The organism is Burkholderia cepacia (genome assembly GCF_001039005.1).
Taxonomy (GTDB): domain Bacteria; phylum Pseudomonadota; class Gammaproteobacteria; order Burkholderiales; family Burkholderiaceae; genus Burkholderia; species Burkholderia theae.
On record NZ_LDWR01000031.1, the window covers coordinates 22,954 to 36,029 of the forward strand.

A 13,076-nucleotide genomic window follows, 5' to 3' on the forward strand; every position below is an offset into this window, starting at 1 on the left:
TTCATGTTTTCCGGCGCTGCCCGACACGCGCGCTCGCTTCCGCTTGCACCCGTCAGAAGTTCCGGGTAGCAAACACACCGACGAAATTGCGGTCCGAATACGGGTTCCCCACCGACTGATGGCCGCCGAAGAACGCCGCGAAGTTGATGCCCGCCTGCCACGTCGGCGGATTCTGGTTGAACAGCACGTAGACGTTCACCGACTTCGCGCCCTGCATGTAGTTCGCGGTGAAGGTCGGCGTGTACCCGTAGAGGCCGGTGCTGAACGTCACGCCCGGTGTTACTTGCCAGCCCGGAATCAGCGAGCCGTCGTACGTCCAGTTGAAGTCGATCGTCGCGCCCACCGAACTCGACGTGCCCTGCCCTTGCGCGATCGGATAGCCGAGCCCCGAGTTGTTGTTCAACCACGGGAAATAGCCGGTGGCCGGCACCTGCGTGACCGGCTGCCCGCCCACCGTGCGCGTCACGTCCGAACCGAGGCCCGGGTAGTAGATCCACGTGAGTTCCCAGGTCAACGCGGCGGAATCCGCCGCGATCAGCTTCAGGAACGGGTACTCACTGCGCGTCAGAGCCAGCAGCCCGTTCACATCCAGCTGGAACTTCTTCTTGTCGGCCCACTGCTGGCAGTCGACACCTTGGACGCCGTTCGTAATCAGGTCGGTCGGGCCGCCCGCGCCGTAACAGCTCGACAGCGCGACCGCATCGCGCGGCCGATACGACAGCTCGGTGCCGATCGCCCACGGGCCGACCCCGAAGTTCGCGCTCGCGCCGAACAGTTGCCGGTTCTGCAAATACGACCACTGGGCTGTACCGTTGGCCAGCGTCGACAGCACCGGCGACTTGTCCGTGTAGTTCAGGTAGTAGAACGCGAAGTTCGCATCGAACGAGCGCGGCGCGTAATTGAACTTCACGCCGAACTGCGGCCGGTATTTCGCGGGCAGCTGCGTCGAAACCGGAATACCGATGTCGTTGAACGGCGGCCCGGCGAACGCACCGTTCACCAGCCCGTTCTTGATCGCGGTCAGCGTGTCCTGGTTGCCCGCCGCGGCCCCGCCGCCGATCGCATTGGCGATCGTGCCCACTCCCGGGCCGGCCAAGTTCGGGTTGTTCGCGTTGATCGTGAATGGTTCGGCGCCGCGGCCGATGACGTTCGCCAGCGACCAGTACGACCCGACCGGCGGGATGCGGTTGCCGTTCCACTGGAACTGGTAATACGCTTCGGTGCTGAAGCCGTGGGAAAGATCGGCGGCGAGGCTCAGCATCGGCGCCGGCAGCAGCGCCTGCTTGAGCTGCGAACCCGGGATCAGCAGCTTCTGCACATCGATCGAATTGGTCGCGTTGATGCCGCTCTGCGCGTAGATGCTCTCGCCCCAGTTAATCACCTGGTTGCCGAACCGGACGTGCGCGTTGCGCCCGCCGATCGTGAAATCCTTCTGCGCCCACAGATCGAGTAGCTGCGTGTTGTACACCACCTGCGCGGCAGCCGTGCTCGACAGCGGCGTTCTGGCCGTTCTCCCGGCGAAGAAGTCGTACATGCCCGTGCCGCGCACCATGAACTTGAGCCCTTCGCTCGGCATCTTCAGCAGCAGCTCGCTGGTCGCGCTCACGTAAGTGCTGAACGGCTGCCCCTTGCGGTAGTTCAGATCGCCGTTGTCGCCGTAACCCCACTGGTTCGTATTGGCGGCCGCACCACATCCGTATGCGTTCGGATCGCCGGTCAGCGAGCAGCTCGGACTCTTGGTCCGGATCCCGCCGCCCGCCGTGAGATTGCTCACCCACGACCCCTGGACGACTCCGTCCCCGAGCGTGAACTCGTACCCGTACGCAGTCGACGTTGCCGCGCCCAGCATTGCAATCGACACCGTAGTACTCTTGACGATATTGCTTGCTTTCATCGCACCACCCACCCATCTCCAGACCGGATGCCGACGGCGCGAGCGCGCACGTCGGGCCTGTTTTGTTTTTTTTATTACCGCAATCAGCGTTCGCTGACCGATCTCAGCGATTCCGCCGAGTAGAAATCGGACTTGAAGCGCGGATCGTTGATCTCCTGATACCAGCGGATATCCTTGCTCTGGCCGATCGTCGACGAATCGAATACGTAACGCCCGTTCAGCACGTCGTACTGCGCCATCGGCTCGTTGTCACAGGCACCGCCCAGCTCCCATACCGGAATCGGGTAGCTCTCGCGCACCTTCCACAGCTTGCCCTGCGCGTCGTAGTCCTCGCCGACGAGCGCGAGCCAGCTGTCCTCGTCGAGGTAGAACACCTTCTTCGACGCGACGTGGCGCGCGCTCGGCTTGACCGTCGCCTCGACGACCCATACGCGATGCATCTCGTAGCGGCGGTTCGCCGATGCGATGCCGTCCGGGGTCGCGACGTCGTGCAGCTTGCTCTTGAACTTGTACATGCCGAATGCGTTGTACGGAACGAGCAAGTCTCGCTTGCCGACGAGCTTCCAGTTGAACCGGTCGATCGAGCCGTTGAACATGTTGGCTTCGTCGATCAGGTACTGGTTCTCGAAGCCGATCAGCGGCGCGTCATGCGTATAGGCCGGCATGCGTCTCACGCGGCGCTGGCCCGGAAAGTAGTAGTAGGTTTCCGAGTCCTTGTTGAAATACTGGCGCTGCACGAATGCCTGCCCGGCCAGCGCGGCCGGCGAAGTGGCCGAGAAATAGGCGGCCAGGCTGAGCTGGTCGACATCCTTCGGCCCGCTCTTGCCCGATTTGCCCGACGGGAAATAGAAGACCTGCGGGCCGATCCCGTCGATCCATTCGCCGCCGCCCGGACGCGGAGAGATGGACGTGACGACCAGCGGCCATTCGATACCGATACCCCGATACCGGTTCTCGTAGTTCAGGATCGCTTCGGCGCCGTTTTTCGGCTGGGGGAACAGCACGCCGGGCAAGACGCCCGCTTCGAGCGTTTCTCCATCCGACGCGAGCTTCGCGGCCGTGAGGTTGGCCTTCGTGTTCTGCTCGGCAAATTCCGGCATCTGGCACTCGCGGTGCGACGGATAGACATCCATCCGGTAACCCTTGCGCTGCTTGATCAATGCGATCTGGCCGGGCGACAGATTGCTCGCGTACTTGTCGACGTTCGCGGCATCGATCGAATAAAGCGGCTTCTCGCTCCGGTGTTTCCAGAAATCGCCTCGCGTCTTGCCGTATTCCCAGCCCGACTGCGGCTCCTGCTTGCCGGCGAAGGCCGGAATGGAGCCGTCCTTGCTCGCGCCGCGTTCGGCTCCTGCGGGGGTGAGGTCGTCAGCCACGGCGCTGCTGGCCATCACCAACAATGCAGCCGCGATTGCGGACACGGTTCCGATCGTGTGCTTCTTCATCATGTTCTCCTTCCGAGACTCGGCTTTCATTCACCGGTTGTGCGGTTGACGGGCGACAGGCGTTCAATCCGTTTCGTGCGGCTGGCACGCCGCTTCATGGAAAGCCATCGCGCGACCTCCGCGACCGCGAAACGCTCGACATCACCGGCCGATGCGCTCTACGTTGTAAGTAATACGAAATATTGTCGGTATTCTTCTGCCGGATGTGGCGGCGTCGAACACCCTCTTGCGTCGACGCCGCGCCGGCCGCGCGAACGGCCGGGCGTCCGCGTCAGGCAGCGCCGGAACCGGCCACCGCCACCGCCCGCACTTCGACACACAGCTCGGGCAGCGCGAGCTGCGTCACCCCGACCGCCGTCCACGACGGATACCGATCCGGGAAGTATTCGTCCTTCACGGTGGTGAAGGCTTCTACCTCGGCGCGCAGATCCGTATGAAAAGTCGTCAGTTCCACCACGTCGGCAAGACTCGCGCCCGCCTCGACCAGAATCGCCTTCAGCGATTCGAACGCGATGCGCGCCTGCGCCTGCACGCCGTCGCCCGGCCGCATGTCCGCGCCGATCCCGACCTGGCCGGAAACCCAGATCGTGTCGCCCACACGCGTAGCCGGGGCGAAATGGTAAGTGTCGTACCACGCCTTGAACCCGGGTGGAATGATCTGTTGCCGCTTGCTGGTTGTTGCCATGACTGGAATCCTCCGGATTCAGACGAGTTGACGGAAGCACGGCGCGCGAAACGGGTCGCCCGCCTTCAAGGACGCGAGCTCGTCCACGAACAGCACGCCGGCCGGCGTGAAGCCGGATGCGCTGTAGTCCGGCAGCGGGCTGAACGTGGCGTCGTCGCCGAAGAAGCGCAGCACGAGCGTGTGGCGATCGGGAAACGCCGGATCGACCACGCCGCCGCCGTGCAGCACGCCGGGATGAAGCAGCAGGACGTCGCCCGGCTTCGTGGCCCACGAGATGATGTCGTACTTGCCCGGATCGGCGCGGCGCTCGGCTTCGATGTCCGGCATCCGCGGCCAGACGCCACCGCCATGCAGCGGCTCGGTGGGATCGTCGACGTTCTGGAACGTGGTGCCGTCGTGACGCACGCCGCGATGCGAACCCCGGACGATCTCGAGCGCGTTGCGCTTGGGAACGGCCTCGAAACTGATCCACGCGTTGCCGAAGTGCATCCCTGCCCACGGCAGGTACGAGGTGTCCTGATGCCACAACGAGCGTGCGCCCTTTCCGCCTCGCTTCAGGAACAGCTCCTCGGCGAAGAACCACGCGTGCTCCGATCCCCACAAGTCGGCAAACAGGCGACCGAGCGGCAGCGTGGCGACCAGCTCGTCGAGCCGTTCCTTCGCATACGGATTCGCGTTGTCGACGTGCGACCGGAATTCGGTACCGTCGAGGATGCTCGACGCCATCGGCCCCGGGTTTTCAATACCCCAGTCGAACGCGAGCCGGCATCGGGCCAGCTGTTCCTCGTTCAACACACCTTCGATCAGAACCGCGCCGTCTTCCGCGAAAGCCTTGCGCTTGACATCGTCCATCGGTCACCTCCTGTTGGTTCGCCCGCGCCCCGCTCGAGGGTGCGCTGTACCGTCTTGACTGTAGAACGGAATAACAATGTTAGGTAATGATGATAAATTTAGAACAAAATAAAAAGAGAGGGTATTCCCGGTACGAATTCAATGCGTGGACAAATCTGGATGCCTGCATGGCAGCCGATCCCCCAGCCGGGCATGCGAAGCCGATCACGGCGGCGCGCCTGCCGGCGCGCCGCTTGGCACGTGCGACGAAAGGGCACGCGAAGGGCTAGTGCCCCCTCTTTCCTGCGACGATTGTTCGACGGCCTTCACGTGTCGCGGTCAGCACCGCGCGGACACCCCGCCATCCAGAACAAGCCGGACAACGAGACGCTCGGGTCGTCGACGGATCGATGTCGACACCGCCCGACGAAGGCCGGTGAATATGCGACGGCCGATGCAGGCAAGCCGCGCTCCGGCACACCGTGACTCACGCGCGCGATCGGCCGCGGTGAGTCACAGAGGCGATTCGACCCTGCGCGACACGACAGCCGTCTCCGGCGCGTGTCTTCGATCGACGCGAATGCTCCGATGCGCGTCGCCACGCGCTTACGCGAGGCGACGATCCCCGTTCCGTGGCGAGCGGAACCGGCTGGCGTCATGCGTCTGACCTGCGCGCTCCAGCGCGCAATAGGCGTAATACAGCACGACCGTCATGTACGACCACGTCACCAGCGCGAGTACGAAGAAGTTGAGCACGACGTTGTGCTCGTCTCCCGGTATCGGATAGAAGTCGTAGATGCACGCGATCACCATCGAGGTCACTGCCGCGACGGTCGTCGTCATCGCGTGAAACCGCTCGCCGGCCGCCAGCAGTTTCCGCACGAAACCCGCGAGGTAAATCGTCAGCCATGCCCATGCCGCGACATAGAAATACGGTTGCACTTTCGCGATCAGGCCGGACACCAGCACGACGGTGCCGACGGTGGAAATCCCGAACAGCAAGACATCCTGACGGCCCGACGGCCTGTAGCCGCGCGTCACGGCCATCAGGCCCGCGACGGCGACGAGCGGCATCCCGAAGCCCCGGGAAAACGCATCCAGGACATGCGACACGAGCCCCGAGATCTCGAAGCGAGTCGCGAAGTAGATCAGCGCGTTGGTCGAAGAGACCGTGACGATGAGCCACTCGATTCCGAGCAGGAAATTGCGCCGCTTGAGAAACTTCCAGCCGTACGTGGCCGTCGTGGTTGCCAGCAACGCACTGGCGAAGCAAAGTACGAGCGATCTGCTGTCCATGATCAAACACTCCATTCCGATTGCATACGGTTCATCATTCCTTCTCCGGATTCAAACTCGCCAGGTACTGGGCGACGGCCTCGCGGTCTTTCGGCGACAGCGCGGCGGCGACGCGCTGCATCGTGCCGGTCGCTTCGGTTCGCGTGCCGGCGGCAAACGCCTCCAATTGCTTCAGGAGATAGTCGTGCCCCTGGCCCGCCAGTCGCGGGAACTTCGCCTGGCCCGTCAGGCGGGCGCCGTGACACGCGGCACACGTCCCCTTCTCGACCAGTTGCCTGCCTTGCGCCGCCAGCTGCGGATCGGCTTCGAAGTAGCGGTTGCTGCGGGCCGGCTGCCGCGCGTAGTACTCGGACAGCGACTTGATTTCGGCCTCGCTCAGACTCATCGCCAGCGGCGCCATGTTCGGGTTGGCGCGCTTGCCGCTCGCGAAGTCGTGAAGCTGGGCCGCCACATAGGACGCCGGTTGCCCCGCCAGGCTCGGATAACCCTGGTCGACCGACGTACCCTTGACGCCGTGACAGCCGAGGCACGTGTCGGTCTGGTGCGGCCACGGTCCGCCGTCGGCGCGGTACGCATCTTCCGACGCGGACACGAACTGTTGAAGGCGGTACAGATTCAGCAACGTCGGCCCGAAGACGACGAGCGATACGGCGACGAGCCCCGCAATGGCGAGCAAGATGCGTTTTTTCATGATTGCTCTCCTATGCGCGACGCAGGCCGTTCAGCGCCTGCAATGCACCCTGATGGCCCGAACGCACGGCGCCATCCATGTAGCCGGCCCAGATGTTCGCGGTTTCGGTCCCCGACCAGATCAGATTGCCGCACGGCAAATGCAGTCCCTCGCCGTGCGCACTCCAGAAGCCCGGTGGAATCGCGGACACACACGTGATCGTCCACGGGTCGGCGCGGCTCCAGTCATGGTCGTGATACGACACGGGCGACAGCGCGTCGTCACCCCACGCCTGCGCGTAGATGTCCGTGAGCATGTGTTGCGCGGCCTTCCGGTCCGTCGGCAACAGCGCGTTCCGGACGAACGCATTGATGATCCCGATCTCGCCGCCCGGCGGGGAGTTGTCGTACGCCCAGATGATCGGCCCGCCGACCTGGAAGATATGGCCGTTCAACCCCTTCTCGCGCCAGAACGGACGGCGATAGACCATCGCCGTCTTGCGCGCCGGCGAGTGAGCGGGCCACGCACGCTGCAGCGACGCCCGCTTCTCGGGTAACGCCGGCTCGAACTGCACCTGGTTGCAGAGGGCCGGGTGGATGGCCATGATGACCTTGCGCGCACGCACCGCTCCACGATCGGTATGCAGCGTGACGATGTCGCGATCCCAACCGGAGATCCGGCGCACCGGGGTCGACAGGCGCACCTTGTCACCCAGTTGCCCGGCCATCTTCGTGCAAAGGATCTGCGAGCCGCCGATGAAGCGCGTTTCCTGTGCGCTGTGCTTGATGGAGTCGAGTTGCGTGAAGTCGCTGGACGCCGAATTGATCATCGACAGGAAGTGCAGCAGCCCCATGCTGACCGGCGGAGCGCCGCCGCTCAGCGTGCACGAGCCCTCCCAACCCACCCGGTCCTCGGGCTTGATGTCCTGCGTCACCAGCCAGTCGGCCACCGACAGCTTGTCCAGCTCGCCGGCCCGGGGCGACGTCCACGGCGCGCCCGACGGCACGTCCCGCGACATCTTGCTGAGCTTCGACGATATGGCTTCGTCGGTGCCGAACGTGCCTTTCAGGTCGGCCGTCGCGCGGCCGTCGCCGCCCAGGATGACCGTCTTGCCTTCGTAGTAACTCGGGAACGTGCCGACCTCCAGTTCGCGGGCAAGATCGGCGACGGCGGTCTGGCCCGGTCCGATCCATTGGCCGCCGACCTCGGTGACAAATCCGCCTTCCACGTTGTAGTTGAGTGTCCGGCCGCCGACGCGGTCGCGCGCCTCGAGCACCACGAACGATTCGCAACCGGCCTGTCGCAAGTCGCGCGCGGCCGTCAGTCCGGCCAGCCCCGCGCCGATGATGACCACGTCGAGCACGTCGCCCGGCGTGCCGGACGTGTCGCCTTCGCCGGCGCTCGCCTGCCGCGCGCCGATCGCAAGCGTGCCCACGGCGGCGGCTGACGCGCCCGCATACTTGAGCCACTGCCTCCGATGCAAATCGGCTGCTCCATTGGGGAAAGACTTCTTTGGCATTTTGTCTTGGCTACTGCAATGAAAGTCGCTCGGGAGCCGTCCATCAGGATGACGAACGATAGGCGGCCCGTTCGGCACGTCGTTCCAGACCGATCGGAGTGCGGCCGCTACTCCCGCCCCGCTCGTAGCGCAAGGCAGTCGACGAACCATGCAATCCATTTGTAGGAATATGTGACAAACGTAGGTCATGATACATATAACAAGAATAAAAAAAAGACGGGGGATTACCCTGCCTTCGGAGGACCATCGGACGCGTGCAGACGACGATGCGCGAAGCAGGTCATTCATCGCACGAATGCATGCCGATTCACAAAATAAACTTCAATGCGGCGCACGTGCCCGCTATGCTCGCGGTCGCGAATCCTCGCAAGATATCGCATCGATCCGCCGGCAATGGCATTGCCGCATGGCATTCACACGCTCGATCACGGCAACCCATGCGCGGTAGCGACTCGCGTGCACGTCGCGGTGCGCGTGCCGCTCAATTCGATTCCCCATCCCGTCGACGGGGCATGGCTTCACAGGAACAGGAATGTCAGGCGCCTGCGTGGAAATACCCGTCGATATCTCGTCTCGATTCAACGTCCTCGGCTATCCGAACGGGGGGTACCTCACTAAGCTGGCAGCCGAGACGCTCGCCAACCGAAGCGCGCACCCCGACCTGCTGTCGATCAACGCGAGTTTTCTCGGCCATCCCGTTTCCGGCCCTGCAACGGCCCGCATCGTCGAATTGGGATCGACGAAAAGCCCGTCGCGCGCGACGTTGTCGCTGATGCGGGAAGACGAACTCAAGGCGTTCTGCGTTGCGACGTTCACCGACTTCTCCCGGACAATCGGCGCAACGGCGTCGCACTGCGCGGGACCGCAGCTGCCGGCCACGCCTTGTCGCGCGTGCGTGAGCATCGACACGCTGGCGATCCCCGATCCGATGCGCTCGTTCATCTCGCAGTTCGACCTGCGTCTCGCACCTGGGGCATTGCAGAACAGCGGGCCGCAACACGCCGCGACCATCGAGGGATGGATTTCTCTAGATGACGAATCATCACCGACGCTCGCGTCGCTGGCCCTCTTCGCCGATGCGTTCCCGCCGCCGATCTACAACGTCATTGATCGGGCCGAGTGGGGATCGGTGCCGACGATCGAAATGCGGTACACCTCACGCCCGGCCCCGGGCCGATCCACGCACGCTTTCTGACGAAGGAAGTCCGCAATGGCCTGCTGGTCATCGATGGTGAATTGCGGGATACGGGCGGGCAGCTCGTGGCGGAATCGCGCCAGCTCGCGAAATTCCGCGGAACGCTTGGCAACACGCGTCCGGCAAGCTGAATGCCCACCCCGCGAGTCGCCATCGCCAGACGCGGCGCCCGCCACGCGGTATCACGCGCGGGGGCAAAAGAAAAAAGACAGGGACATGCCCTGTCTTCTCGTGTCACCTGGCCAGGCTGCGGCCGCTATCGGCTCTTGCCGCGGGACGCCTTGCCCTCCACCAGGCTGTACGCCGACGCCAGGAACCTCGCATCGAGCCCCTCCGTCTGCCGCCCCATCGTGTACTGGAGCGCCAGCCCGTCGGCCATCGCGACGAGCAGCATCGCGACGTGTTCGCTGTCGGCCGCCTTGAAGCCCGGATTCACCGCACGGACGAGCGCGGCAATGGCTTGCGTCAAGGACGCATACCATTCGTCGATCAGCCGCGCGCATTCGGGATCGATCGATGCGAACGAAACGAAGTGGGCCCACAGGGCCGTGCCCTTGACGTCCTTCGCATTCTCGAGCGCCATACCGAGCAATGCATCGAGCGTTTCACGCGGCGGCGCGCCGCTTTCGAGCGCGCGCTTCAGCGCGCTCAGGTATGCCTCGATCTCGGGCTCCATGACTGCCCGCAGCACGGCAAGTCGCGTTGGAAAGTAGTACTGGAGGTTGCTGACACTGATGCCGGCACGCTGCGCGACCGCACGCTGGGAAAACTCCAGCGCACCGCCCTCGAGCAAGAGTTTCCTCGCCACGCGCACGATGAGTTTGCGCGTACGGACGCCCTGGGCCCGAAGGCCTTCAGGCTGCGCGCCGGTGGGTGCAGCACTCGATATCCGCCGTTTCCTGGTCGGTTGCTCAATAGGCACTGTCATCGCTTCCGTCGTGATCTGGGCGTTCCCGCCTTCCTGATGTGATAGGACCGGCGTTTCGCCGGTCGCGAACGACTATACCCGATGCCGACACCAATTTCCATCCGGGGCGCCGCCGGCCAGCGGCTCGCGGCCGCTGCCTCCGTTCGTCGCAGCGTGTGTCGCGCGCGACGTGTCGCGGCCGCCCCGTGCCTGCCTGCTCCACGTCGGCGCTGGCGTCCGCCCGCGCCGTCGCCACAAGCAGGCGGGATCGCCTCTCCGGGCGTTACCTCACACCGCCGTCGCGCCGGGAAGACACGTTGGCCAGGTAGTACGCCACGGCACGGATGTCGTCGCCGGACAACCTGGCGACAGCGGCATGCATCGCACCGGCCGGATCGGCACGATTCCCGGTCTTGATGGCCGTGATCTGCTTCACCAGATCCGCCTCGTCGTGATTCGCGAGGCGCGGCGCATGATCCGTCGATGCGGCCGCGGCATGCATCGGTGCGATACCCGCAAGGTAGTGCGCGACGGCCCGGATGTCCTCGTCCGACAATGCGGCGGCCACCCCATTCATCGCGCCCGTCTCGTCGTGCCGCCTGCCTGCCCGGAACCCGACGAGCTGGTCCGCGAGATAGGCCTCGCCCTGCCCCGCGAGGCGAGGCGCGCGCTCGTTGCCCGTCAGGCCCGCGCCATGACACGCGACGCAGCTCCTCGTCTGCACCACCGACATGCCGCGCGCGGCGAGCGCCGCGTCGACGCGGATCTTCTCGTTCTGGACCGGCGCCTGGCGCGCGAAATACTCGGCCAGCAGCTTCATCTGTTTCTCGTCCATGCCGCGCGCAAGCGGCCCCATGTACGGGTCCGGCCGGCGGTCGCGGGCGAACGCGCGCAACTGGGCTTCGATGTAGGCCGCCGGCTGGCCTGACAGCGCCGGATATCCGCCGTTACCGGATTGCCCGCGCGGGCCGTGACAGATAAAACACGTCTCCTGGGGCTGAGGCCACGGGCCGGCATCGACCCTGAGCGTGTCGGCCCCGCCGTCCAGCGCCTTCCCGAAGCGGTAATAGCCGTACAGATCGCGCCCGAACAGTACGCCTGCCGCCGACACGGCGGCGACCACGACAACACCGATGATCCATGCTCGCTTCACTCAAGCCTCCGTCGTCCGATGCGCGAGCGCACCCAATACCTGCAGTGCGGCGCGATGCCCCGAACGCACCGCGCCATCCATTGCACCGGCCCAGATATCCGCCGTCTCCGTTCCTGACCAGATCAGCCGCCCGGCCGGCGGGTGCAGGTACTCGCCCCACTTCGTCCAGAAGCCGGGCGGAATCGGATGGATGCAGGTCAACGACCACGGGTCCACCTTGCCCCAGTCGAAATCGTGGAACTGTGTCGGGCGCAGCGCCTTGTCGCCGAGCGCCTGCGCGTAGATCGTGGAAAGCGTCTGTTCCGCCACCTTCGCGTCGCTCGCGAGCGCGCCCGGTGCGATGAAGCCGTTGATGACGCCGATCGAGGCGTCCGGCGGCGAGTTGTCATAGGCCCACAACAGCGGACCGTTGACCGGGATGACCTGCCCGTTGCACCCGTCGTCGCGCCAGAACGGCCGGTCGTAGACGTGAACCGTCTTGCGCATCGGCGCGTACGCGGGCCACAGGCGCTGCAACTGCGCGCGGCCGTCCGGCAGCGGCGGGTCAAATACGAACTGGTTGCACAGCGCCGGATTCAACGCGACGATCACGCGGCGCGCACGTACGACGCCCTGGTCGGTATGGAGCTCGACGACCTCGCGATCCCAGCCGGAAATCCTGCGCACCGGGCAGGACAGCTTCACCCGTTCGCCCAGTTCGTTCGCCATCCTGATGCTCAGCACCTGCGAACCGCCGACGAAACGCGATTCCTGTGCGCCCCCCTTGATCGACTCGAGCTGGTCATAGTCGCTGTTCGCGCTGTTGATCGTCGCCAGGTAGTGCAGCAAGCCGAGCTGCGCCGGCGCCGTGCCGAGCGACAAACGGGCCGCCAGGCTGAACGAGAATTTCTCCTCGTTGGTCAGGCCTTGCTGCGCGAGCCACGCACCCAGCGACAGTTTGTCGAGCGCCGCCGCATTCGGCGCTTTCCACGGTGCCGCCGAAGGCACGTTCTTCGCCATCGCGTTGAGCCGTGCCGCGATCGTGCCGTTGCCGCCCACCGTGCCCTGGGTGTCCTGGGCCACCCGCGCACCGTCCGCCAGATACACCGTCTTGCCGGCGTAGTACGTATCGAAGGAATCGACGTTCAGCTCGCGCGCGAGATCGACGATCGCCGTCTGGCCGGGGCCGAACCACTGCCCTCCCGCCTCGGAAATTCTCCCGCCGCCGAGGTCGTGGTTGTAGGTTCGCCCGCCGACGCGATCGCGCGCCTCGAGCACGACGAACGATTCACATCCGGCACGCTTCAGGTCGCGCGCAGCGGTCAGCCCTGCGAGCCCGGCGCCGATGATCACGACGTCGAGCACGCCGTCGTTCCCGGTGACTGCGTCGGCTGCATGCGCGAGCGACACATCGCCGGCCGCGAGCGACGCCGCGCCCACCGCTGCGAGGCGCAGTATGTTGCGCCGAGTCTGTGCATCCGGCCTGGGTTTGCGATTCATTT

At 65.0% G+C, this 13,076-nt stretch carries 11 protein-coding genes; 1 reads left to right on the forward strand and 10 read right to left on the reverse strand.

What is annotated here, in order from left to right:
- Positions 1 to 52: 52 nt before the first annotated feature.
- From VL15_RS18680 to VL15_RS18710, 7 genes are all read right to left on the reverse strand, one after another.
- On the reverse strand, positions 53 to 1,894 hold the full coding sequence (locus tag VL15_RS18680; RefSeq protein WP_048247613.1) for a DUF1302 domain-containing protein: 1,842 nt from the start codon (positions 1,892 to 1,894) through the stop codon (positions 53 to 55).
- A gap of 83 nt (positions 1,895 to 1,977) precedes the next feature.
- On the reverse strand, positions 1,978 to 3,342 hold the full coding sequence (locus VL15_RS18685) for a DUF1329 domain-containing protein (protein WP_048247615.1): 1,365 nt from the start codon (positions 3,340 to 3,342) through the stop codon (positions 1,978 to 1,980).
- Positions 3,343 to 3,610: 268 nt separating this feature from the next.
- Complete coding sequence (locus VL15_RS18690; protein WP_048247617.1) at positions 3,611 to 4,024, reverse strand: RidA family protein; 414 nt, start codon at positions 4,022 to 4,024, stop codon at positions 3,611 to 3,613.
- An 18-nt stretch (positions 4,025 to 4,042) separates the two neighbouring features.
- Positions 4,043 to 4,876 carry a phytanoyl-CoA dioxygenase family protein gene (locus VL15_RS18695; RefSeq protein ID WP_048247619.1) on the reverse strand — a complete coding sequence of 278 codons (834 nt, stop codon included), beginning with the start codon at positions 4,874 to 4,876 and terminating at the stop codon, positions 4,043 to 4,045.
- Positions 4,877 to 5,461: 585 nt separating this feature from the next.
- On the reverse strand, positions 5,462 to 6,151 hold the full coding sequence (locus tag VL15_RS18700; RefSeq protein ID WP_048247621.1) for a hypothetical protein: 690 nt from the start codon (positions 6,149 to 6,151) through the stop codon (positions 5,462 to 5,464).
- A 34-nt stretch (positions 6,152 to 6,185) separates the two neighbouring features.
- Complete coding sequence (locus VL15_RS18705; RefSeq protein WP_048247622.1) at positions 6,186 to 6,842, reverse strand: c-type cytochrome; 657 nt, start codon at positions 6,840 to 6,842, stop codon at positions 6,186 to 6,188.
- Between the two features lie 10 nt (positions 6,843 to 6,852).
- Positions 6,853 to 8,340, reverse strand: a complete 1,488-nt coding sequence (locus tag VL15_RS18710) for a flavin monoamine oxidase family protein (protein WP_048247625.1) — start codon at positions 8,338 to 8,340, stop codon at positions 6,853 to 6,855.
- A 532-nt stretch (positions 8,341 to 8,872) separates the two neighbouring features.
- Here VL15_RS18710 and VL15_RS18715 point away from each other — a divergent pair.
- Positions 8,873 to 9,535 carry an acyl-CoA thioesterase domain-containing protein gene (locus VL15_RS18715; RefSeq protein WP_048247627.1) on the forward strand — a complete coding sequence of 221 codons (663 nt, stop codon included), beginning with the start codon at positions 8,873 to 8,875 and terminating at the stop codon, positions 9,533 to 9,535.
- A 256-nt stretch (positions 9,536 to 9,791) separates the two neighbouring features.
- Here VL15_RS18715 and VL15_RS18720 read toward each other — a convergent pair whose 3' ends face one another.
- The 3 genes from VL15_RS18720 to VL15_RS18730 all read right to left on the reverse strand — a co-directional run bounded on the left by VL15_RS18720 (position 9,792) and on the right by VL15_RS18730 (position 13,074).
- Positions 9,792 to 10,463, reverse strand: coding sequence for a TetR/AcrR family transcriptional regulator (locus VL15_RS18720; RefSeq protein ID WP_048247629.1), 672 nt, complete (start codon positions 10,461 to 10,463; stop codon positions 9,792 to 9,794).
- Positions 10,464 to 10,725: 262 nt separating this feature from the next.
- The gene (locus VL15_RS18725) at positions 10,726 to 11,595 is read right to left on the reverse strand and encodes a c-type cytochrome (protein ID WP_048247631.1); all 870 of its coding nucleotides are present in this window, start codon (positions 11,593 to 11,595) and stop codon (positions 10,726 to 10,728) included.
- Complete coding sequence (locus tag VL15_RS18730) at positions 11,596 to 13,074, reverse strand: flavin monoamine oxidase family protein (protein ID WP_048247633.1); 1,479 nt, start codon at positions 13,072 to 13,074, stop codon at positions 11,596 to 11,598.
- Positions 13,075 to 13,076 lie beyond the last annotated feature (2 nt).

Coding starts and splice junctions, on each gene's coding strand:
- VL15_RS18680 (WP_048247613.1), bottom strand. CDS start 1,894: ATGAAAGCAAGCAATATCGTCAAGAGTACTACGGTGTCGATTGCAATG.
- VL15_RS18685 (WP_048247615.1), bottom strand. CDS start 3,342: ATGATGAAGAAGCACACGATCGGAACCGTGTCCGCAATCGCGGCTGCA.
- VL15_RS18690 (WP_048247617.1), bottom strand. CDS start 4,024: ATGGCAACAACCAGCAAGCGGCAACAGATCATTCCACCCGGGTTCAAG.
- VL15_RS18695 (WP_048247619.1), bottom strand. CDS start 4,876: ATGGACGATGTCAAGCGCAAGGCTTTCGCGGAAGACGGCGCGGTTCTG.
- VL15_RS18700 (WP_048247621.1), bottom strand. CDS start 6,151: ATGGACAGCAGATCGCTCGTACTTTGCTTCGCCAGTGCGTTGCTGGCA.
- VL15_RS18705 (WP_048247622.1), bottom strand. CDS start 6,842: ATGAAAAAACGCATCTTGCTCGCCATTGCGGGGCTCGTCGCCGTATCG.
- VL15_RS18710 (WP_048247625.1), bottom strand. CDS start 8,340: ATGCCAAAGAAGTCTTTCCCCAATGGAGCAGCCGATTTGCATCGGAGG.
- VL15_RS18715 (WP_048247627.1), top strand. CDS start 8,873: ATGTCAGGCGCCTGCGTGGAAATACCCGTCGATATCTCGTCTCGATTC.
- VL15_RS18720 (WP_048247629.1), bottom strand. CDS start 10,463: ATGACAGTGCCTATTGAGCAACCGACCAGGAAACGGCGGATATCGAGT.
- VL15_RS18730 (WP_048247633.1), bottom strand. CDS start 13,074: ATGAATCGCAAACCCAGGCCGGATGCACAGACTCGGCGCAACATACTG.